At 72.6% G+C, this 20396-nt stretch carries 20 protein-coding genes and 1 pseudogene; 11 read left to right on the top strand and 10 right to left on the bottom strand.

The genetic code is table 11. The annotated features are described in order from the left end of the window. The first annotated feature begins 43 nt into the window (after nucleotides 1-43). On the top strand, nucleotides 44-610 hold the full coding sequence (locus QFZ62_RS13110; RefSeq protein WP_307506484.1) for a hypothetical protein: 567 nt from the start codon (nucleotides 44-46) through the stop codon (nucleotides 608-610). 90 nt (nucleotides 611-700) lie between these two features. Here QFZ62_RS13110 and QFZ62_RS13105 read toward each other — a convergent pair whose 3' ends face one another. Together QFZ62_RS13105 and QFZ62_RS13100 are read right to left on the bottom strand one after the other, a co-directional pair. Continuing rightward, the gene (locus tag QFZ62_RS13105; protein WP_307506480.1) at nucleotides 701-1381 is read right to left on the bottom strand and encodes a response regulator transcription factor; all 681 of its coding nucleotides are present in this window, start codon (nucleotides 1379-1381) and stop codon (nucleotides 701-703) included. After that, nucleotides 1378-2541, bottom strand: coding sequence for a cell wall metabolism sensor histidine kinase WalK (locus QFZ62_RS13100; RefSeq protein ID WP_307506476.1), 1164 nt, complete (start codon nucleotides 2539-2541; stop codon nucleotides 1378-1380). Before QFZ62_RS13100 ends, QFZ62_RS13105 begins: the two co-directional genes overlap by 4 nt. 205 nt (nucleotides 2542-2746) lie before the next feature. Here QFZ62_RS13100 and phoU point away from each other — a divergent pair, with 205 nt between their 5' ends. Then, nucleotides 2747-3400 (top strand): phosphate signaling complex protein PhoU, encoded by a 654-nt coding sequence (gene phoU, locus QFZ62_RS13095; RefSeq protein ID WP_012039182.1) that lies wholly within the window; start codon nucleotides 2747-2749, stop codon nucleotides 3398-3400. An 87-nt stretch (nucleotides 3401-3487) separates the two neighbouring features. On the opposite strand, the gene QFZ62_RS13090 is transcribed toward phoU, so the two are convergent. Continuing rightward, nucleotides 3488-4243: a phosphoglyceromutase gene (locus QFZ62_RS13090; RefSeq protein WP_307506473.1), complete on the bottom strand. Its 756-nt coding sequence runs from the start codon at nucleotides 4241-4243 to the stop codon at nucleotides 3488-3490. Between the two features lie 35 nt (nucleotides 4244-4278). On the opposite strand from QFZ62_RS13090, the gene QFZ62_RS13085 reads away from it, so the two are divergent. Further along, nucleotides 4279-5091 (top strand): class I SAM-dependent methyltransferase, encoded by an 813-nt coding sequence (locus QFZ62_RS13085; RefSeq protein WP_307506471.1) that lies wholly within the window; start codon nucleotides 4279-4281, stop codon nucleotides 5089-5091. On the opposite strand, the gene QFZ62_RS13080 is transcribed toward QFZ62_RS13085, so the two are convergent. The 4 genes and pseudogenes from QFZ62_RS13080 to QFZ62_RS13065 all read right to left on the bottom strand — a co-directional run bounded on the left by QFZ62_RS13080 (nucleotide 5088) and on the right by QFZ62_RS13065 (nucleotide 8394). Then, entirely contained in the window at nucleotides 5088-6209 is a 1122-nt protein-coding gene (locus QFZ62_RS13080; protein ID WP_307506469.1) for an aromatic acid exporter family protein, read from the bottom strand. The genes QFZ62_RS13085 and QFZ62_RS13080 overlap by 4 nt on opposite strands. Beyond that, nucleotides 6193-7345, bottom strand: a pseudogene (locus QFZ62_RS13075) (folate-binding protein YgfZ). Before QFZ62_RS13075 ends, QFZ62_RS13080 begins: the two are co-directional and overlap by 17 nt. Then, a complete protein-coding gene (locus tag QFZ62_RS13070; protein WP_307506466.1) occupies nucleotides 7335-7934 on the bottom strand; it encodes an FABP family protein in 600 nt (199 codons plus the stop codon). The pseudogene QFZ62_RS13075 and the gene QFZ62_RS13070 overlap by 11 nt, the downstream one beginning before the upstream one ends. A gap of 193 nt (nucleotides 7935-8127) precedes the next feature. Beyond that, a complete protein-coding gene (locus QFZ62_RS13065) occupies nucleotides 8128-8394 on the bottom strand; it encodes a hypothetical protein (RefSeq protein ID WP_307506463.1) in 267 nt (88 codons plus the stop codon). Between the two features lie 53 nt (nucleotides 8395-8447). Here QFZ62_RS13065 and QFZ62_RS13060 point away from each other — a divergent pair, with 53 nt between their 5' ends. From QFZ62_RS13060 to pstB, 8 genes are all read left to right on the top strand, one after another. Continuing rightward, nucleotides 8448-9140 carry a response regulator transcription factor gene (locus QFZ62_RS13060; protein WP_307506461.1) on the top strand — a complete coding sequence of 231 codons (693 nt, stop codon included), beginning with the start codon at nucleotides 8448-8450 and terminating at the stop codon, nucleotides 9138-9140. Continuing rightward, on the top strand, nucleotides 9109-10023 hold the full coding sequence (mshD, locus tag QFZ62_RS13055; RefSeq protein WP_307506459.1) for a mycothiol synthase: 915 nt from the start codon (nucleotides 9109-9111) through the stop codon (nucleotides 10021-10023). Before QFZ62_RS13060 ends, mshD begins: the two co-directional genes overlap by 32 nt. Before the next feature lie 93 nt (nucleotides 10024-10116). Continuing rightward, nucleotides 10117-12297, top strand: coding sequence for an RNA degradosome polyphosphate kinase (locus tag QFZ62_RS13050; RefSeq protein WP_307506454.1), 2181 nt, complete (start codon nucleotides 10117-10119; stop codon nucleotides 12295-12297). 53 nt (nucleotides 12298-12350) lie between these two features. After that, nucleotides 12351-13292 carry an NUDIX domain-containing protein gene (locus tag QFZ62_RS13045; RefSeq protein ID WP_373425959.1) on the top strand — a complete coding sequence of 314 codons (942 nt, stop codon included), beginning with the start codon at nucleotides 12351-12353 and terminating at the stop codon, nucleotides 13290-13292. Between the two features lie 203 nt (nucleotides 13293-13495). Beyond that, nucleotides 13496-14599: a phosphate ABC transporter substrate-binding protein PstS gene (locus QFZ62_RS13040; protein WP_307506449.1), complete on the top strand. Its 1104-nt coding sequence runs from the start codon at nucleotides 13496-13498 to the stop codon at nucleotides 14597-14599. A 105-nt stretch (nucleotides 14600-14704) separates the two neighbouring features. Then, entirely contained in the window at nucleotides 14705-15706 is a 1002-nt protein-coding gene (pstC, locus tag QFZ62_RS13035; RefSeq protein WP_307506446.1) for a phosphate ABC transporter permease subunit PstC, read from the top strand. Then, complete coding sequence (pstA, locus tag QFZ62_RS13030) at nucleotides 15706-16806, top strand: phosphate ABC transporter permease PstA (RefSeq protein ID WP_307506443.1); 1101 nt, start codon at nucleotides 15706-15708, stop codon at nucleotides 16804-16806. The genes pstC and pstA overlap by 1 nt, the downstream gene beginning before the upstream one ends. Nucleotides 16807-16849: 43 nt before the next feature. Next, the gene (pstB, locus tag QFZ62_RS13025; protein WP_307506439.1) at nucleotides 16850-17629 is read left to right on the top strand and encodes a phosphate ABC transporter ATP-binding protein PstB; all 780 of its coding nucleotides are present in this window, start codon (nucleotides 16850-16852) and stop codon (nucleotides 17627-17629) included. A gap of 79 nt (nucleotides 17630-17708) precedes the next feature. Here the strand turns inward: pstB and QFZ62_RS13020 are convergent, their stop codons facing one another. From QFZ62_RS13020 to QFZ62_RS13010, 3 genes are all read right to left on the bottom strand, one after another. Then, entirely contained in the window at nucleotides 17709-18566 is an 858-nt protein-coding gene (locus tag QFZ62_RS13020; RefSeq protein WP_307506437.1) for an anti-sigma factor domain-containing protein, read from the bottom strand. Then, nucleotides 18563-19165 carry a sigma-70 family RNA polymerase sigma factor gene (locus QFZ62_RS13015; RefSeq protein WP_307506434.1) on the bottom strand — a complete coding sequence of 201 codons (603 nt, stop codon included), beginning with the start codon at nucleotides 19163-19165 and terminating at the stop codon, nucleotides 18563-18565. The genes QFZ62_RS13020 and QFZ62_RS13015 overlap by 4 nt, the downstream gene beginning before the upstream one ends. A gap of 588 nt (nucleotides 19166-19753) precedes the next feature. After that, nucleotides 19754-20386: a DNA-directed RNA polymerase subunit beta gene (locus tag QFZ62_RS13010; RefSeq protein WP_307506432.1), complete on the bottom strand. Its 633-nt coding sequence runs from the start codon at nucleotides 20384-20386 to the stop codon at nucleotides 19754-19756. Nucleotides 20387-20396: the final 10 nt, after the last annotated feature.

The following is a 20396-nucleotide window of genomic DNA, read 5'->3' as shown; positions in this document are numbered from 1 at the left end:
CCCGGACGCCCGGCGCCGGACCGCGCAACAACCGGAGGGTCCCGTGAGAGCGCGTACCGCATCGTCCATCGTCCTCGCGGCCCTGATCGCGGTCGGCACGTCGTCGTGCACGTTCATCACGCCCCAGGCCACGCGCATCTCCTACTTCCCCAGCGACGGCTTCGACGCCACGGTCGGCGAGATCGAGGTCCGCAACGCCATCCTCCTCACCGAGGGCGGCTCCGATGCGGGCGCCAGCCTCGTCGTCACGCTCGTCAACGGCTCGACCGACAGCCAGCGCGTCTCGTTCCAGCACGAGCTCACCGAGGGCGGCGCCGAGCGCGAGACCCGCACCGTCACCGCGGCGCCCGGCCTCACCAAGTACGGCGCCGAGGACTCGCAGCGCATCGTCTTCGACTCCGTCGAGCCGACCCCGGGGTCGCTGACCAAGATCTACATCCAGTACGGCGACACCGAGGGCGTCGAGATGGACGTCCCCGTCCTCAACGGCGACCAGGAGACGTACACGCAGCTCGTCCCCGGCGAGACGGGCTCCACGCCCGACACGACCGTGACGACCACGCCCGGCACCAGCGACGAGGACCAGGGCCTCGACGACGACCAGAACTGACCGCGGCGCCGGACCCGGCCCGCACGAGGAAGGCCCCGCCCCCGGAGGGACGGGGCCTTCGTCGTAGCCGGCGGGCCGGCGGCGACGCGCCTACGCCTCGAAGCGGTAGCCGAGCCCGCGCACGGTGACGAGCAGCACGGGGTCGGACGGCTCGCGCTCGATCTTCGAGCGGATCCGCTTGATGTGCACGTCGAGCGTCTTCGTGTCGCCGAAGTAGTCGGAGCCCCAGACCCGGTCGATGAGCTGTCCGCGCGTGAGCACGCGCCCGGCGTTCCGCAGCAGCAGCTCGAGCAGCTCGAACTCCTTCAGCGGCATGGCGATCTCGCGCCCGTCGACCTCGACCGTGTGGCGCTCGACGTCCATGCGCACGGCGCCGACCTCGAGCACGTTGAGGGGCTCCTCGTCGACCTCGACGCGGCGGCGGAGCACCGCGCGGATCCGGGCGAGCAGCTCCCGGGTCGAGTACGGCTTCGTGACGTAGTCGTCGGCGCCGAGCTCCAGCCCCACGACGATGTCCACCTCGGAGTCCTTGGCGGTCAGCATGATGATCGGGACGGCCGAGCGCGTGCGGATCTCCCGGCACACCTCGGTGCCGGGCAGGCCCGGGAGCATGAGGTCGAGCAGGATGAGGTCCGCGCCGTCCCGGTCGTACGCCGCCACGGCCGACGGACCGTCCTCGACGACGTCGACCTCGTAGCCCTCGCGCTGGAGCAGGAAGGCGAGCGGCTCGCTGAGCGACGCCTCGTCCTCGACGAGCATGATGCGTGTCACGTGGGTTCTCCGATGTCCGTACCGGCGAGCGCCGGGATCTGCGATGCCTCGGGGAGGCGGATGGTGAAGGTCGAGCCGCGGCCGGGGCGGGACCAGACGCGCACGTCGCCGCCGTGGTTCTGCACGACGTGCTTGACGATGCTGAGCCCGAGCCCGGTGCCGCCGGTGTCGCGCGCGCGGGCCTGGTCGACGCGGAAGAAGCGCTCGAAGATCCGGCCCTGCTCGTCCTCGGGGATGCCGATGCCCTGGTCGGTGACCACGATCTCGACGGCCCCGTCGTCGACCATGACGCCGATGCCGACGCGCGACCCGTCCGGCGAGTAGTTCACGGCGTTGCTCAGCAGGTTGTGCACCGCGACCACGAGGAGCGCCTCGTCGCCGTAGACCGTGGAGCGCGAGCGCTTGCCGCGCGCCAGCTCGATCCCGCGCAGCTCCGCGCCGAGCCGCACCTGGTCGAGCGCCACGCTGATCACGTGGTCGACGTCGACGGGCTCCGCCTTCTCCAGCGCGTTCGACGCCTCCAGCCGCGACAGCTCGATGATCTCCTGCGTGATGCGCGCGAGCCGGGCCGACTCCGTCGTCAGCCGTGCCGCGAAGCGCCGCACCTGCACCGGGTCGTCGGCGCACGAGTCGAGCGCCTCCGCGAGCAGCCCCACCGCGCCGATGGGGGTCTTCAGCTCGTGGCTGATGTTCGCCACGAAGTCGCGCCGCACCTGGTCGAGCCGGTGCGACTCGGTGCGGTCCTGCGCGAGGAGGAGCACGTACCGCGTGCCGAGGCGGGCGACCCGCACGTGCATCTGGAACTCCGCGGCGCCGAACGGCCCGCGCGCGAGCGACACCTCCTCCGCCATCGGCTCGCCGGATCGACGCACGCGGTCGACCATCGAGACGAGCTCGGGGTGCACGAGGGCCTGGTGGAAGACGAGGCCGGAGGAGATGGCGCCGGGGGACGCCTTCATCACGTTGTTGGAGGGGTCGAGCACGATCCCGGCGGACTCGAGGGCCTCGAGGACCTGGTCGACGCCGTCCGGCACGACCGGGTTGGTGATCTCGACGGCACGGTCGCCGCGGTCCGCCGCGTGGTGCAGCAGCCACACGAATCCCGCGCCGACCACCAACCCGATGAGGAGGCAGACGAGCACCAACGCACCGGTGTCCATGCGCCCACACTAGGAGACGGCGTCGGGCCCATCCGGCCGCGGGTGCGCTCGCGGCAGGGGCCGGAGCCGCGAATTCAGCTCGACGGCACCGTGCGTTAACCTCGCATGACCAGAGTCGGGTGATGTGGACCCGGCACCCGGGGTCCGCCGTGCCCGAGAACCACCCCGTCCCTCCTGCAGCGGGGCGGCCTGAAAGGACGTCCCCATGCGCGAAGTGTTCCAGCAGGAGCTCCACGAGGTCCAGGAGCGTCTCATCGAGATCTCCGCGCTCGTCGCCATCTCCATCGAGAACGCGACCCGGGCGTTCAACGAGTCGAACGTCAGCCTCGCCGAGACGGTCATCGAGCAGGACCGCCGCATCGACGAGCTCGCCACGAGCCTCGACGAGCTGGCCATCAACATCCTCGCCCGGCAGCAGCCCGTGGCCCGCGACCTCCGCATCGTCGTGAGCGCGCTCCGCATCAGCGCCTCGCTCGAGCGCATGGGCGACCTCGCCGAGCACATCGCGCAGCTGTCGCGCTACCGCTTCCCGGACAAGGTGGTGCCGAAGTCGCTCCGCCCCACGTTCCTCGAGCTCGGCCAGCTCGACGTCGCCATCGCCCGCAAGCTCACGGACCTCCTCACCACCGAGGACCCGAAGCTCGCCGAGGAGATCCGCAACGACGACGACCGCATCGACGAGCTGCACCTCAGCGTCTTCGACAAGGTGCTCGGCGAGACCTGGAAGGGCGCGGCCGTCGACACGGTCGACTCCACGCTCGCCAGCCGCTACCACGAGCGCTTCGCCGACCACGCCGTGTCGATCGCGAAGACCGTGCAGTACCTCGCCACCGGCGACTGGGTGCAGGCCGACGCCTGATCCGCGACCGCCGGCGCACGTCCGGCCCGCATGACGAGAGCCCGACCGGATCATCCGGGCGGGCTCTCGTCGTCGGTGCGGGCGGTCCTACTTCTTGGTGCCCTGCGCGGCGACCGCGGCGGCGCCGGCCGCGGCGGCCTCGGGGTCGAGGTACTCGCCGCCGGGGACGAGGGGGCGGAAGTCCTCGTCGAGGCGGTAGACGAGCGGGATGCCGGTGGGGATGTTGAGCTCGGCGATGTCGGCGTCGGAGATGCCGTCGAGGTGCTTCACGAGCGCGCGCAGCGAGTTGCCGTGGGCGGTGACGAGCACCGTGCGGCCGGACGCGAGGTCGGGCTGGATGTCGGACTCCCAGTAGGGCAGCATCCGCTCGATGACGTCCTTGAGGCACTCCGTGCGGGGCAGGTCGTCGCCGAGGTCGGCGTAGCGCGGGTCGCCGGACTGCGAGTACTCGTCGGCGTCGTCGATGGGGGGCGGCGGCACGTCGAACGAGCGGCGCCAGGTCGCGAACTGCTCCGGGCCGTACTCGGCGAGGGTCTGCGCCTTGTCCTTGCCCTGGAGCGCGCCGTAGTGGCGCTCGTTGAGGCGCCACGTCCGCTGCACCGGGATCCACGAGCGCCCGGCGCGCTTGAGCGCGATGTTGGCGGTGTCGATGGCGCGGATGAGGACGGAGGTGTGCAGCACATCGGGGAGGATGCCGGACTCGGCGAGGAGCTCGCCGGCGCGCTGGCCCTCGGCGACGCCCTGCTCGCTCAGCTCGACGTCCACCCATCCGGTGAACAGGTTCTTCTGGTTCCAGTCGCTGTTGCCGTGACGCAGCAGGACGAGGGTGCGGGGTTCAGCCATGCCGCCAGCCTACCGAGCGATGGGAGACTGGACCCATGCCGGGCGCCGCCTCCCCCGTCGGCTCCGTCACGCGCGGGACGACCAACACGAACCGCCTCCGGCGGGTCGACCGGTGGATCCGCACGCTCGACTCCCTGCGCACCGCGGAGGCGCCGCTCGTGGTCGACCTCGGCTACGGGGCCAGCGGGATCACGGCGCTCGAGATGCACCGGCGGCTGCGCGAGGCGCGGCCGGACGTGCGCGTCGTGGGCATCGAGATCGAGCCGGGGCGCGTGGCGCGGGCCCGGGAGCAGCTCGCCGGGTGGCCGGACGCGGAGGCGCGGGAGCGCGTGTCGTTCGCGCGCGGGGGCTTCGAGGTGCCGCTTCCCGGCGGCGAGCGCGCGACCGTGATCCGCGCGTTCAACGTGCTGCGGCAGTACGACGAGGCGGAGGTGCCGGCCGCCTGGGCGCGCATGGCGGCGCGGCTGTCCCCCGGCGGCTCCGTGGTGGAGGGCACGTGCGACGAGATCGGCCGCGTCGCGAGCTGGATCGACGTCCGCGCCGACGGACCCCGGAGCCTGACGATCTCGCTGCGGCTGACCGGCCTCGAGCTGCCGTCGATCGTGGCGGAGCGGCTGCCGAAGGCGCTCATCCACCGCAACGTCCCGGGCGAGCGCGTGCACGAGGTGCTCGCGCTCCTCGACCGGAGCTGGATCCTCAGCGCCCCGCTCGGCGTCTACGGCCCGCGCCAGCAGTGGCTGGGGGCCGTGCGGCGGATGCGCGACGCGGGCGTGCCCGTCGAGGGCGGCCCCGCGCGGTGGCGGCTCGGCGAGCTGACCGTGCCGTGGTCCGCGGTGGCGCCGGCCTAGACCGCGGGGAGCGCCGCGCGCGCCGCGGCCTCGTCGACGCCCGCCGCGACCTGGAGGTCGACGAGCAGGGGCCGCAGCAGCATGACGAGCATCACCTCGCCGACGGGGGCGCCGGGGATGAGCTCGCGCGGATCCAGGCGCACGGCCACCAGCACGAGGTTCTGCTGCGCGAGCGGCGCGGCCGACGGGTCCGACAGGCTCTGCCCGAGCAGGTTCACACCGTTCGACACGGTGGCGAGCAGCTCCGCGAGGACCGGGCGCCGGACCCCGTCGACGACGAGGAAGTCGATGCGGCGGGAGATCACCCGGAGGTTCCGCACCGCGAGGTCCATGCCGTCGAGCACCCGCCGCTGGGCGCGGAGCTCCGGGAGGTGGCGGCGGAGGAACGGCGAGATGCGCGCGATCGACAGGGCCGAGTCCGCGGCCGCGCTCCACGCGTCGACGAGCGGCTGCGTGCGCCGGAGCCGGTCGAGCGCGCGGTCGGCCGCCGTCGTGTCCCCGAGGCGCAGCGCCGTGACGAGCGAGGTCAGCGCGTAGGAGCACTCCGAGAAGACGCGGCGCGCCTCGCGGAGGGCCTGCCGGCGCGGATCCCGCGGGATGAGCGCCGTCGCGAGCAGCGCCACCGCACCGCCCACGAGCCCGTCGACGCTGCGCACGAAGACGCCGCCCGGCGGCGCGGGCAGGAGCGCCACGAGCACGGCCTGCACGCCCGCGGCCACCGCGAACGCGGCGTTCGACGACAGCAGCCGCGCCACGAGCAGCGTGGCGAGGATGATGACGAACAGCTGCCACGCGCCCCGCCCGATGCCGAGCAGCAGCACCTCGCTCAGCGTGATGCCGACGGTCATGCCGATCGCCGTCTCGAGCACGCGCACGGGCCGGGCGTCCCGGACGAAGCCGAGGCTGGTGATGGTGACGGTCGTCGCGAGCAGCGGGGTGTCGTGACCGAGCACGTGGTGCGCGAAGGCCCAGCCGCCCGTCGCCGCGACGGCGATCTGCAGCGCGGCGGGCGCGGATCCCCAGAGCCGCAGGAGCGCGGCTCGCGGATCCGCGCGATGCCTCAGGGTGCGGGCGGCACGGGCCGACCGCTGCCGCGCGCGCTCAGCGGCGGACCGCACCGAGCCGGGGCAGGCGGGGGACGTCGGCGGAGCGGCCGGCGTCGGTGGGGCACGATGACGTCCTGCGCCGCCTGCACCCGCACGTCGTCGGCGACGACCTCGAGCTGCGCGGCGGGGTCGACGTTCCGCCGCACCACGGCGAGGGCGATCGGGCCGAGCTCGTGGTGGAGCGCGCTCGAGGTCACCGACCCGACGACCTCGCCGAGCGCGCCCTCGGCGCCGGCCGGGAGCCGCACCTCGGATCCGGCGCCCGGCAGCACCGCGTCGGAGCCATCGAGCTGCAGCAGCACGAGGCGGCGCGGGGGACGGCCGAGGTTGTGCACCTTGGCGACCGTCTCCTGGCCGCGGTAGCAGCCCTTGCTGAGGTGCACGGCGCTGCGGAGCCAGTCGAGCTCGTGCGGGATGGTGCGGTCGTCGACCTCCGTCGCGAAGCGCGGCCGCCACGCGGCGATCCGCAGGGCCTCGGCCGCGAGGACGCCCGCGACCTGCAGCTCGCCGGCCGCGGCGCGCGCGGCGAGGCCGGGCAGCTCCGACCTCGGCACGAGGCGCTCGCTCCAGGACCAGCCCTCGGCGGGATGCGGCGACGCGGACGCGTACTGGTGGCCGCCGGGCACGACGTGCGCCCACGGGTCGCGCCACACGAGCGGGACGCCGTCCGGCGCGGCGACGGGGAGGTCGGGCTCGCCCAGCGTGCCGATCACGGCGAGCTCGGCCGTGCGGTCGGCCGGCTCCACCCGGAGCATGAAGCGCATGCGCTGCAGGTAGGCGAGCAGGGCGTCCGCGTCGCCGGCGCCGAGGAGGAGCCAGGTGGTGACGCCGTCGTCGAGCACGCCGACCGCGTGCTCGAGTCGGCCGTTCTGGTCGAGGAAGAGGGTCTCGGCGGAATCACCGGGCGCGAGGCCGCGGAGCGACTGGCTGGTGATGGAGTCGAGCCAGGTGAGCCGGTCCTCGCCCGCCACGGAGAGCACCGCGCGGTGGGAGAGGTCGACGATCGCCGTGCCCGCGGCGAGCGCGCGCTGCTCGGCGACGAGGGACCCGAGGTGCGCGGGCACACCGGAGTCCGCGCCGTCCGCGGCGACGGCGCCGGGCAGGTCGAGGAACGGGGAGCGGATGACGGGATCCGGGTCAGTCGACATGCGACACCCGCCCGGAGGCGTGCGTGCGCAGCGGCTGGCCCAGGGCGGCGATGTCCCACGCCCAGAGGAGGTCGCGCTCGACGAGGCCGTAGAGGCGCGTGGCACCCGTGTACTCCTTGGCGCCCTCGGTGCGCAGGACCGCGTCGGTGGCGAGGTCGATGCGCGCGCTCTTCACCTGGCCGACGTAGAGCTCGCTCACGCCGCCCGGGTGGACGAGGGCGACCTCGACGTCGAAGCCGCCGTCCGCGTTGCGGAGCGTCTCGACCTCGTCGGCCGTCGTGAAGGGGGGCTCGGCGCTGGGCGGCAGCATGGCCGGCCCGGGGTCGCCATCGGTGACGCCGCGGCGCAGGCGCCAGTAGCCGGTCTCGGTGACGAAGGGGACGGGACCGTCCTCGCCCTCGACCCACGCGTAGGAGGAGTAGTTGAGGTGCGGGAGGCCGTCGTGGCTGAAGCTGATGCGCTGCCCGAACTCGCGGCGGACCAGGTCGTCGCCCACGGCGTACTCGACGACGCCGGTGCCCTCCCAGACGCCGAGGAGCCAGGACAGGGGGACGAGCTCGGCGGGGAGGCCCGTGGGAATCTCGATCATGCGGCGCGCGGTCAGCGCTGGCCGCGGAAGAGGTTGTACACCACGACGAGCGACACCCAGCCGATGGAGAGGCTCGCCAGGACCAGCAGTCCGGTGAAGAGGAGTTCCAGAGCAAGCAGCGACGACATGGCCTCAATCTACCCCACGGGCGGCCGGGGCGGGCCGGGCGTGCGGGGCCCGTCCGGGCGGCGGGTCAGCCCGCGAGGGGCAGCAGCATCACGACGGCCGTGGCCGCCGCGAGCACGAGCACGGCCCCCACCACGCTGCCGACCGCGCGGTCGACGAAGCCGGTCTTGCGGGGCAGCGCCAGCTGGATCACGAAGGTCCCGACGACGCACACGGCGAGCACGAGGGGGAACCAGCGCGGGGCGGCCTCGGGGCCCACCGCGACGGCGACCGCGACCGCGCCGACGGCGGCGGCCAGCCAGACGGGCAGGAGGCTGCGCAGGGGGGAGGTCACCCGCCAATCCTGCCCCACGTATCATGGGGTCAATTCATCCATGGAGGATCCCTGTGGCCCAGCTGTTGATCCTGACCTCGTCCGCGGACACCGACGTGCTCCCGGCACTCGGGCTCCTCAGCCACCGCACCCGGCACATCCAGGCGGATGCGGCGAGCCTCGTCAACGCCCCCGCGGCCGACCTCGTGCTCGTCGACGCGCGCCGCGACCTCGCCAGCGCCAAGTCGCTCTGCAAGATCCTCACCACCACGGGCGGCGGCACGCCCCTCATCCTCGTGCTCACGGAGGGCGGCCTCACGGCGGTCAGCGCCGACTGGGGCGCGACCGACGTGATCCTCGACTCCGCGGGCCCCGCCGAGGTGGACGCGCGCGTGCGGCTCGTCATCGGCCGCGCGGCCCAGGAGCGCACGGGCAGCAAGATCCAGGCCTCCGGCGTCGTCATCGACGAGGCCAGCTACTCGGCCAAGGTGCACGGCAAGCCGCTCGACCTCACCTTCAAGGAGTTCGAGCTCCTCCGCTTCTTCGCGAGCCACCCCTCCCGCGTCTTCACGCGCGAGCAGCTGCTCAGCGAGGTGTGGGGGTACGACTACTTCGGCGGCACGCGCACGGTCGACGTGCACGTGCGGCGCCTGCGGGCGAAGCTCGGCGACCTCGAGTCGCTCATCGGCACGGTGCGCAACGTCGGCTACCGCTTCAACGTGTACGAGGAGGACAGTGAGCGCGTTCCCGCCCCCGTCGGAGCCTGACGCGCGTCGCGTCACCCGCATCGCCCCGTCCCCCGAGGACGCCGGGACGATCCTCGCGCTCGCCGACCGCGCGCGCCAGGCGGACGGGCCGGCTCCGTTCAACGAGCAGACGCGCCTGACGCTCGGCGCCGACGGCGGTCCCGCGGCGCTCGTCGCGCACGCCCCCGACGGCCGTCCGTCCGGCGCCGCCGTCGCCGCCCGCGGCGAGGGCGGGATCGAGGCGGAGCTCGTCGTGGATCCCGACCACCGCCGCCGCGGCATCGGCCGCGCGCTCCTCGACGCCGTCCTCGCGGAGGCCGACGGCGCGCCCGTCTCGGTCTGGGCCCACGGCGACCACCCAGGGGCCCGCGCGCTGGCCTCGGCCGCCGGGCTCGCGCGCGCCCGGGAGCTCCTGCAGCTGCGCGCGTCGGTCGCCGAGGCGCGCGCCGGACTCGGCGAGCGGCCGATGCCGGAGGGGCTCGCGCTCTCCTCCTTCGCCCCCGCCGACGCCGACGACTGGGTCGCGCTCAACGCGCGCGCGTTCGCCCACCACCCCGAGCAGGGCCGCATGTCCCGCGCCGACCTCGACGACCGCGTCGCCGAGCCCTGGTTCGATCCCGCGGCGCTGCTCCTCGCGCGGGACGCGGACGGGCGGCTGGCCGGCTTCCACTGGCTCAAGGTCGAGGACGGGCAGGCGGAGGTCTACGTGCTGGGCGTGGATCCCGACCGCGCCGCCCGCGGGCTCGGGTCCGCCCTCCTCGCCGCCGGCCTCGACCTGCTCGCCGAGCGGGGCCACGAGGAGGTCGACCTCTACGTCGAGGCGGACAACGCGCACGCCCTCGCGCTCTACCGCCGGGCCGCCTTCGTCGACGCCGCCGTCGACGTCCAGTACCGCCGCGCCTGATCCCCGCGCCTCCCCGGCGCCTCCCCCGGTGCGGTTCACCCTGCGTTCACCTCCCGGAGGCCGGACCGCGCACCGCGATGCCATGATGGGCGGATGGACAGCGAGACGTACATCGGCGATGCCAAGGCGGTCGCCGAATCCCTGGACGACTTCGACGAGGACGAGATCCTCGAGGACGACGGGACCCTCCCCGAGGGGCGCTTCCTCGACCGGGAGCTGAGCTGGCTGGCCTTCAACCGCCGCGTGCTGGAGCTCGCCGAGGACCCGGAGCTGCCGGTCCTCGAGCGCGCCAACTTCCTCGCCATCTTCGCGAGCAACCTCGACGAGTTCTTCATGGTCCGCGTCGCCGGCCTCAAGCGACGCATCGCGACGGGCCTCGCGGTCCCCACGAACATCGGCCGGACGCCCTCCGAGGTGCTGTCCGCCATCAACGAGACCGCGTACCGGCTCCAGGTCCGCCACGCGGCCGCCTTCAACGACAGCGTCCGCCCGGCGCTCGAGGAGCACGGCATCCGCATCGTGCGCTGGGACTCCCTCGACGAGGCGCAGCAGGACCGCCTGCACGAGCTGTTCTCCGAGCAGGTCTTCCCCGTGCTCATGCCGCTCGCGGTCGACCCGGCGCACCCGTTCCCCTACATCTCCGGCCTGTCGCTCAACCTCTCGGTGCGCATCCGGAACCCCAAGACGAACCGCCAGGAGTTCGCGCGCATCAAGGTGCCGCAGATGCTGCCGCGCTTCATGCCGCTCACGCCGGACACCCGCTCGGGGCCCATCGACTTCATCGCCCTCGAGGACCTCATCGCGAACCAGCTCGAGACGCTGTTCCCCGGGATGGAGATCGTCGAGCACCACGTCTTCCGCGTCACGCGCAACGAGGACGTGCAGATCGAGGAGGACGAGACCGAGAACCTCATCCAGGCCCTCGAGAAGGAGCTGCTCCGGCGCCGGTTCGGCCCGCCCATCCGCCTCGAGATCTCGGACGACATGGACGCGGTCACGCTCGACCTGCTCATGCGCGAGCTCGACATCACCGAGCAGGAGGTGTTCACGCTCCCCTCCCCGCTCGACCTGGGCGGCCTGTTCGACCTCGCCAAGCTCGACCGGCCGGCGCTGCACTACCCGAACAACGTGCCCACGACCGCGGTCGCGCTGAAGCCCGGCGAGGACAACTCGCGTGCCGACATCTTCCGGTCCATCGCGCAGCAGGACATCCTGCTCCACCACCCCTACGAGTCCTTCACCACGAGCGTGCAGGCGTTCCTCGAGCAGGCCGCGGCGGATCCGCACGTCCTCGCCATCAAGCAGACGCTCTACCGCACGAGCGGCGACAGCCCCATCGTGGAGGCGCTCATCGACGCGGCCGAGGCGGGCAAGCAGGTCCTCGCGCTGGTGGAGATCAAGGCGCGCTTCGACGAGCAGGCCAACATCACCTGGGCGCGCAAGCTCGAGAAGGCCGGCGTGCACGTGGTCTACGGCGTCGCGGGGCTGAAGACCCACTGCAAGCTCGCGCTCGTGATCCGCCAGGAGAAGGGCGGAGTGCTCCGGCACTACAGCCACATCGGGACGGGCAACTACAACCCCAAGACGAGCCGCATCTACGAGGACCTGGGGCTCCTCACCGCGGACGACGTCGTGGGCAAGGACCTCACGCGGCTGTTCAACGAGCTGTCGGGCTACGGCATCGAGAAGAAGTTCAAGCGCCTGCTCGTCGCGCCGCTGCACCTGCGGAAGGGCCTGCTGAAGCGCATCGCCGTGGAGACGCAGAACGCCCTCGACGGGAAGCCCAGCGGGATCCGGATCAAGGTCAACTCCATCGTCGACGAGAAGATCATCGACGCGCTCTACCGGGCGAGCAACGCGGGCGTGCCCGTGCAGGTCTGGGTGCGCGGCATCTGCTCGCTCACCCCGGGTCAGCCGGGCCTCAGCGAGAACATCGAGGTGCGGTCGATCCTCGGCCGGTACCTCGAGCACTCGCGCGTGTTCTCCTTCGTCAACGGCGGCGACCAGGCCACGTACATCGGCAGCGCCGACATGATGCACCGCAACCTCGACCGCCGCGTCGAGGCGCTCGTCCGGCTCGTCCATCCCCCGCACCTGCAGGAGATCGAGGACCTCTTCGACCGCGCCATGGCCGACACGACGTCGGCGTGGGTGCTCGACTCCGCCGGGGAGTGGACCCGCCGCAACAAGGCCGAGGACGGCACGACGCTGGAGGACCTGCAGACCGCGGTCATGGGCATCGTGGCCAAGCGCAAGCGCCGCGTGCTCCGCTGAGCGCGGCTGCGCCGGGCGGTCGGACTGCCGCCGACCCGGCTAGCGTGGGGGGCGTGAGAAGCGCCCCCTTCGTCCTCGCCGCCGGCGCCGTCGTCTGGCGCGTCGTCGAGGGGCGGATCCGGGTCCTCATCATCCACCGCACCCGCCGCCGCGACACGTCGCTGCCCAAGGGCAAGGTGGATCCCGGTGAGACGCTGCCGCAGACCGCCGTCCGCGAGGTGCACGAGGAGACCGGCCTCCGGATCGCGCTCGGCGTGCCGCTCGGCGCCATCGAGTACGGCATCTCGGGCGGGCGCCGCAAGTCGGTGAGCTACTGGGCCGCCGAGGCCACGGAGGCCGTCGTCGAGGCGGGCCGCTTCGAGCCGGACCACGAGGTGGAGAGCATCGAGTGGGTGTCGATCCCCAACGCGCGCAAGCGCCTCGACTACCCGGGCGAGATCGACATCCTCGACCTGTTCGCGGGACTCGTGGAGACCGGGTCGCACCGCTCGTTCGCGCTCATCGCGCTGCGGCACGGCCACGCCGTGCAGCCCTACGAGTGGGACGGGCCGGACGCGTCCCGCCCGCTCAGCGCGCGCGGCCAGGGCGAGGCGCGGTCCATCGTCCCGACGCTCGCCGCGTTCGGGCCGCGCGTCATCACGAGCAGCACCGCGGAGCGCTGCCTGCAGACGGTCGCGCCGCTCGCCGAGGAGCTCGGCCGGCGGGTGAAGGAGGACACGGGCATCAGCCAGGACGCCTACGAGACCGACGGCGGGTCCGTGCGGGAGACCGTCGCGAAGCGCGTGCGGAAGGCGCGGAGCGCCGTGCTCTGCAGCCACAGCCCGGTGCTGCCCGAGATCCTGCACGAGATCGCGCTCGCCACGGAGACGCCCCGCGCGAGCCGCATGCCGCGCGCCGGGATGCTGTCGCCCGCCGAGTTCTCGGTCGTGCACCTGTCGGCGTCCGACCCGGAGGCGGGGATCCTCGCCGTGGAGACCTACGGGCCGTCCGCCTGACCGCACACGCCGCTGGAGGCGACGTCCGCACGGTGCCCGACCGACAACTGTCCGCCCGTCCGGCTGGGCCCGTGCCGATCCGCGCGGTCTGTTCACCTTCCGTTCACCGATATCGGCCGATCCGGACAAGAGCCCGACATAGCGTCTCCGAGGGGCTCGCACCGGCCCCCTCACAGCACGAAATACCCGGAAGGCTCCATCACGTGAAGATCTCGCGTCTCGGCAGCGCAGCAGCGCTCGCCGCCGTCACCGCCCTCGCCCTCTCCTCCTGCGCGGCCAACGAGGCCCCCGCCGAGGGTGGCGCCGGCGATCCGTCCGCCTCCACGCTCGAGGGCACGCTCAACGGCATCGGCGCCTCCTCGCAGGGCTCCGCCCAGGAGGCCTGGATCGCCGCGTTCCAGACCGCCAACTCCGGCGTGACGCTCAACTACTCCCCCGACGGCTCCGGCGCCGGTCGCGAGGCCTTCATGGCCGGCGGCCAGAACGCGAACTTCGCCGGCTCGGACCGCGCGCTGAAGACCGAGGAGCTCGAGGGCACCTTCGGCCAGTGCGCCGACGGCACCAAGCCGATCGACATCCCCGCGTACATCTCCCCCATCGCCATGATCTTCCAGATCGACGGCGTCGACGAGCTGAACCTCGACCCGGCCACCGCCGCGGGCATCTTCAAGGGCACCATCACGAAGTGGAACGACCCGGCCATCGCCGCGCTCAACCCCGACGCCACGATGCCCGACGCCGCGATCACCGCCGTGCACCGCTCGGACGACTCGGGCACCACCGAGAACTTCGCGAAGTACCTCAACACCACGGCCGAGACCGTCTGGGACGCGGAGCCCGCGGGCGTCTGGCCCTACGAGGGCGGCGAGGCTGCCCAGGGCACCTCCGGCGTCGTCGACGCCGTCACCGGCGGCACCAACGTCATCGGCTACGCGGACGCGTCGCGCGCCGGCGAGCTGGGCACCGCCAAGATCAAGGTCGGCGAGGAGTTCGTCGGCTTCTCCCCCGAGGCGGCCGCGGCCGTCGTCGAGGCGTCGCCCGAGGCCGAGGGCCGCGAGGAGAACGACGTGGTCTTCGACCTCGACTACTCCACCACCGAGGCGGGCGTCTACCCGATCGTCCTGGTCAGCTACCTCATCGCCTGCCAGGAGTACCAGGACCCCGCCGTCGGCGAGCTCGTCAAGGCCTACCTCGGCTACGTGACCAGCACCGAGGGCCAGACGGTCGCCGCCGACGAGGCCGGCGCCGCGCCGCTCTCCGAGACGGTCGCCGCGCAGGTCAAGACCGCGGTCGAGTCCATCAAGTAGCACCCGCTGTCCGCCCCCTGATCCGCGTCCGCGCGGGTCAGGGGGCGCTCCCACGGGCGGCCCGCCGCTCCCAGCTCCACCATCTCGACGTAGGGATCCCGACCCATGACGACCGCCGCCCCGCAGCCTCCCGAGGCTCCCGAGTCCGACAGGCCGCGCGACGCGGCCGTCGCTCCCCGCAGCTCCCAGGACGTGAAGGCCAAGGCCCGCCTGGCCGACCGCGTCTTCTCCGGCCTGTCCTCCGGCTCCGGCACGCTGATCCTGGTGATCCTCGCGGCCGTCGCGCTCTTCCTCGTCGTCCAGAGCATCCCGGCCCTCACCGCACCGCCCGCCGAGGTGTCCGGCGGCGGCGGGTTCTGGGGCTTCGTCGGGCCGCTGATGTTCGGCACCGTGTACGCCGCCGCGCTCGCCATGGTCATGGCCGTCCCGGTCGCCGTCGGCATCGCGCTGTTCATCTCGCACTACGCGCCCCGCCGCCTGGCGCAGGGCCTCGGCTACATCATCGACCTGCTCGCCGCCGTGCCGTCCGTGGTCTTCGGCCTCTGGGGCATCACGGTCCTCGCGCGCTTCCTGCAGCCGTTCTACGCGTTCCTCACGGACACGTTCGGCTGGTTCCCGCTCTTCGCCGGCCCCGTCTCGGGCACCGGCCGCACGATCTTCACGGTCGCGGTCGTCCTCGCCGTCATGATCCTGCCGATCGTCACCGCGCTCTGCCGCGAGGTCTTCCTCCAGACCCCGAAGCTGCACGAGGAGGCGGCGCTCGCCCTCGGCGCCACGCGCTGGGAGATGATCCAGACGGCCGTGCTGCCCTTCGGCCGCCCCGGGATCATCTCGGCCTCGATGCTCGGCCTCGGTCGCGCGCTCGGCGAGACGATGGCGGTCGCGATCGTCCTCTCCCCCGCCGCGGTCGTGAACTTCGCCTGGTTCCAGTCGACGAACTCGAACACGGTGGCCGCGAACATCGCGCTGAGCTTCCCCGAGGCGTACGGCCTCAAGATCAACGAGCTGATCGCCTCGGGCCTCATGCTCTTCATCATCACGCTGGCCGTGAACATGCTGGCCCGCTACATCATCAGCCGCCGCAAGGCCTTCTCCGGAGCGAACTAATGGCGACGACAGCCCCCTCCCGCACGCGGCCCGTCGCGAGCACGCTGCCCAACTCCCTCACCGCCGGCAAGCTGCACCGCTTCACGGCCCCCGCGATCTTCCTCGCGTCGTGGCTCGTCATGGCCGTCATCTTCCTGGTGCTCGTGCTCTCGGGCGCCGCGGAGAGCTTCAACATCGTGGGCACCGCCGTCTTCGGCACGCTCCTGTTCGGGGTCGCCCTCTTCTTCATCTCGCTCGCCGTGGAGGGCGAGCGGAAGGCGAAGGACCGCGTCATCACGATCCTCGTGACGGTCGCGTTCGTGCTCGCCCTCATCCCGCTCATCTCGCTCGTCCTCACCGCCGTGACGAACGGCTCCGCCCGCTTCGACCCACTGTTCTTCAACTCGAGCCTCCGCAACGTGGTGGGCGCGGGCGGCGGCGGGCTCCACGCGATCATGGGCACGCTGATCATCACGGCCATCGCCGCGGTCATCTCCATCCCCGTGGGCCTCATGTCGGCCATCTACCTGGTCGAGTACGGCCGCGGCCGCCTGGCCCGCGCCATCACCTTCTTCGTCGACGTGATGACGGGCATCCCCTCCATCGTCGCGGGCCTCTTCGCCTACGCGCTGCTCGTGCTGTTCCTCGGCCCGGGCGTCCGCATGGGCTTCGGCGGCGCGCTCGCGCTCGCGGTGCTGATGATCCCCGTGGTCGTCCGCAGCGCCGAGGAGATGCTCAAGCTGGTGCCGAACGAGCTCCGCGAGGCCTCCTACGCGCTGGGCGTCCCGAAGTGGCTCACGATCGTGAAGATCGTGCTGCCGACGTCGCTCGCCGGCATCGTGACGGGCGTCATGCTCGCCATCGCCCGCGTCATCGGCGAGACCGCGCCGCTGCTCATCGTGGCCGGCTTCACGCAGGGGATGAACTACAACCCCTTCAAGGACCAGATGATGACCCTGCCGGTGTTCGTCTTCCGCCAGTACGCCGACCAGGGCGCGGACGCCGCGGCCTACGTCGACCGGGCGTGGACGGGTGCGCTCGTGCTCATCCTCATCGTCATGGCGCTCAACGTCATCGCGCGCCTCATCGCGCGCCTCTTCGCCCCCAAGCTCGGCCGCTAGCGCCCGCTCCCCCGGCCCACGAACCCGAACGGTTAGGAAACCCTTGTCCAAGAGCATCGAAGTCAACGACCTGAACGTCTACTACGGCAAGTTCAAGGCGGTCGAGGACGTCAACCTGCGGATCGAGCCCCGCACCGTCACCGCCTTCATCGGCCCGTCCGGCTGCGGCAAGTCGACCTTCCTCCGCACGCTCAACCGCATGCACGAGGTCATCCCCGGCGCGTACGTGGAGGGCGAGGTCCTCGTCGACGGCAACGACCTGTACGGCCCGGGCGTGGACCCGGTGCTCGTGCGCCGCCAGGTCGGCATGGTCTTCCAGCGGCCGAACCCGTTCCCCACGATGTCGATCCGCGACAACGTGCTCGCGGGCGTGAAGCTGAACAACCGCAAGATCTCCAAGGGCGACGCGGACGCGCTCGTCGAGCAGTCGCTCATGGGCGCCAACCTCTGGAACGAGGTGAAGGACCGCCTGGCGCTGCCGGGCTCGGGCCTGTCCGGCGGCCAGCAGCAGCGCCTCTGCATCGCCCGCGCCATCGCCGTGCAGCCCGACGTGGTCCTCATGGACGAGCCGTGCTCCGCGCTCGACCCGATCTCCACGCTCGCCATCGAGGACCTCATCGAGGAGCTCAAGGCGCAGTACACGATCGTCATCGTGACCCACAACATGCAGCAGGCCAGCCGCGTCTCGGACCGCACCGCGTTCTTCAACATCGCGGGCACCGGCAAGCCGGGCAAGCTCATCGAGTACGACGACACCACCACGATGTTCTCCAAGCCCAGCGTGCAGGCGACCGAGGACTACGTGAGCGGCCGCTTCGGCTGATCCCCCGCCCGCACATGACGACGGCCCCGTATCCCCTGGAGGATGCGGGGCCGTCGTCATGTGCGGGCCGTCGGGCCGATCAGGTGCTGGTGACCGCCACGATGGGCTCGGTGGTGGGCTGCTCGGATCCGCCCTCGGGCTCGACCGTGATGGCCACGGTGTCGCCCGGCGTGTACGCGCCCTCGAGGACAGCGTGGCCGGCGCCGTCCTCGGACGGCATGACGCCGGCCGAGACGGGGCCGGACTGGCCGACGTACCAGAGCTGCAGGACGCGGCCCGCGGGCAGCGGCGACGCGTCGTTGAGCACGACGGCCGTCTTCGCCTCGGATGCCGAGAAGTAGACGGTGGCGGTTCCCCCGCCGACGACGTCGCGCTTGTCGATGACCACGTCGGACGCGGTCGTGACCCGCTCGTACGCCGAGGCGACGGGGGCCTGCGAGGTGCCGGGGCCGCCCACGTTCGTGCCGACGACCACGCCGCCGACGACGATCACGACGGCGGCAGCGGCCACGCCGATGAGGGCGCCCGGCTTGCGGAACCAGCGCTCGGAGGCGCGGGCGGATGCGGATCCGAGGCGCTCGCGAGGCGCGCTCGCGTCCGGCGTGGACGGTGCGGCGGCGACCCGCGCGGCAGGGCGGAGCTCGGTGACCGGCGCCGGCTGCCGCTCCTCGTCCGGCACGGCGGCCGGGACGTGGAGGGGCGGGAGCTGCGGCGTGGCGTCGAGCATGGCCATGAGGTCGGACTTGAGGCGCGGCGACGGGGTCACCGGCTCGGTCGTCCAGGCGAGGTCGGCCGCGGTGGCCCGCAGCTCCTCGACCTCGGCGCGGAGGGCCGGGTCGCGCTCGAGGAGGGCCTCGAAATCGGCCGCCTCGTCCGCGTCCACGGCGCCGAGCGCGTACGCCGCGGTGAGGGTGCGGAGGTCGTCGTCGGCGGTCATGATGCGACCCCCATCTCGTCGCGCAGGCGGATCATGCCGTCGCGCAGACGCGTCTTCACGGTGCCGATGGGCACGTCGAGCATGGAGGCGACCTCGCTGTGGCTGTAGCCGCCGTAGTACGCGAGGGAGACGGCTTGGCGCTGGATCTCGGTGAGCTTCGTCATCGCCTTCTTCACCCTCTCGTGCTCGATGCTGATCTCGACGGTCTCGGAGACCTGGTCGTAGCCGTTCTCGTGATCCCGGATGCCGATGCGGACATCGCGGTCACGGCTCGACTGGGAGGCGCGCACGCGGTCGACCGCGCGGCGGTGGGCCATGGTGAGGACCCACGTGGTCGCTGCGCCCTTGGCGGGGTCGAAGCGGGAAGCGGACTGCCAGATCTCGAGGAAGATCTCCTGCGTGACCTCCTCCGACTGCGCGTGGTCGACGAGCAGTCGTCGGACGAGGCCGAGGACGCGGGGGGCGAGCTGGTCGTAGAGCTCCGAGAAGGCACGCCGGTCGCCCTGGGCGACGCGGCCGAGGAGGGCTTCCTTCGACTCGGGGTCCGCCGGCCCTGGCAGGTCGGGACGCTCGATCGATGAAGGCACGAGCCCCAGCATCCCAGACCCACGTGCGTTCCGCATGCAGGCAGGGCGGGGCCCGGCGTGCTGGGGTCGTGCAGCGGGGAGGTCATCTGGTGCTTCCGGTCGTGGTTCGGGCGATGGACGTCGGTCGGGGGTGCGTCGCCCCGCATCGGCCGGGCCCCGCATGCGGGACATCTGGGATGGCCGGACGGCCTGCCACGCGGCAGGATCCGACCGATGCGGGTCGCACCCTCGCGGGTGACGGGTGCGAGGCGGGTGACCGCCTCACCATGACTCTTCGGCGCGGGCGACGGCGCGGATTGGTCACAGGGCACGCGGATGAGGACCCGGCCGCACGCCGGTCGCGGCGGCCGCTCGCATGGGGGCCGGCCCTCCGGCGAGGAGGGGGAAGAGGGAAGCCGGGCCGCAGAACGCCTCTCGGCGCGAGGCCGCTCGGAGCGGCGAATATTGGAGCCCGGGGTTACTGCGGCCCGACCTCGTCCACTGTAACCGAGTCCGCGCGGGCTGTCGTCCCCGGGCATCGCGCTCACAGCGAACGGGGCGGATCCGCGGTGCGGGACGGGCCGGAGGGCGGGCCGGGGCGGTGACCGTGGCCGCGGCGGGTCAGTCGAGCCGGTCGCTCCGCCAGAGCCGGGCGCACTGCACGAGGTCGGCCGCCATCTGCGAGAGGCGGAGGGCGCGGGTGGTGAGGTCGCCGGCGCGCTCGGGCGACGCCGTCGCGTCGAGGTCGTCCGCGACGCTCGTGGCGCCGAGCGCGGCCAGGCGGCTGAACGCGCCCGCGCGGTCGAGGGCGACGGCGAAGTCGCCCGTGAAGAGGCCGCGGAGGATGCTGTCGGCGAGGTCCATGATCTCCGCGGGACCCGTCGGGGCGGTGGCGCCGGCGACGACCTGGTCGATGGTCGTGGCCACCTCGGTGCCGCGCTGGTACAGCAGGCTGATGCCGTCGGGATCCTGGCGGATGAGGGCGCGCATCAGGTAGAGCCGCCAGAGCGCTCCCGGCAGGCTCCTCGGGCTCGCGCGCGACCAGAGCTCGGCGACCGCGTCGATCCCGTGCTCGTCGGTGTAGGCGATGAGGCGCTCGACGACGGCGGGGTCGGGATCGGCGCGCACGCGCGCGAGCAGGGCCGACGCGGTCTCGTGGGCCACGCGGCTGATCGTGGCGGGGTCCTCGCCGCCGAGCATGCTCTCGAACTTGGACCCGGAGAACTTGGTGGGCTTGTGATATTCGCCGGACATCCCGGCAAGC

This window comes from Clavibacter sp. B3I6 (genome assembly GCF_030816895.1).
Taxonomy (GTDB): Bacteria; Actinomycetota; Actinomycetes; order Actinomycetales; family Microbacteriaceae; genus Clavibacter.
This window is presented reverse-complemented; position numbering and strand designations above follow the sequence as displayed.

Bases quoted from the DNA above. Each gene is read 5' to 3' on its own strand.
- QFZ62_RS13100 (WP_307506476.1), bottom strand. From the start codon at position 2,541: ATGGACACCGGTGCGTTGGTGCTCGTCTGCCTCCTCATCGGGTTGGTG.
- phoU (WP_012039182.1), top strand. From the start codon at position 2,747: ATGCGCGAAGTGTTCCAGCAGGAGCTCCACGAGGTCCAGGAGCGTCTC.
- QFZ62_RS13090 (WP_307506473.1), bottom strand. From the start codon at position 4,243: ATGGCTGAACCCCGCACCCTCGTCCTGCTGCGTCACGGCAACAGCGAC.
- QFZ62_RS13085 (WP_307506471.1), top strand. From the start codon at position 4,279: ATGCCGGGCGCCGCCTCCCCCGTCGGCTCCGTCACGCGCGGGACGACC.
- QFZ62_RS13070 (WP_307506466.1), bottom strand. From the start codon at position 7,934: ATGATCGAGATTCCCACGGGCCTCCCCGCCGAGCTCGTCCCCCTGTCC.
- QFZ62_RS13050 (WP_307506454.1), top strand. From the start codon at position 10,117: ATGGACAGCGAGACGTACATCGGCGATGCCAAGGCGGTCGCCGAATCC.
- pstC (WP_307506446.1), top strand. From the start codon at position 14,705: ATGACGACCGCCGCCCCGCAGCCTCCCGAGGCTCCCGAGTCCGACAGG.
- pstA (WP_307506443.1), top strand. From the start codon at position 15,706: ATGGCGACGACAGCCCCCTCCCGCACGCGGCCCGTCGCGAGCACGCTG.
- QFZ62_RS13020 (WP_307506437.1), bottom strand. From the start codon at position 18,566: ATGACCGCCGACGACGACCTCCGCACCCTCACCGCGGCGTACGCGCTC.
- QFZ62_RS13015 (WP_307506434.1), bottom strand. From the start codon at position 19,165: ATGCTGGGGCTCGTGCCTTCATCGATCGAGCGTCCCGACCTGCCAGGG.
- QFZ62_RS13010 (WP_307506432.1), bottom strand. From the start codon at position 20,386: ATGTCCGGCGAATATCACAAGCCCACCAAGTTCTCCGGGTCCAAGTTC.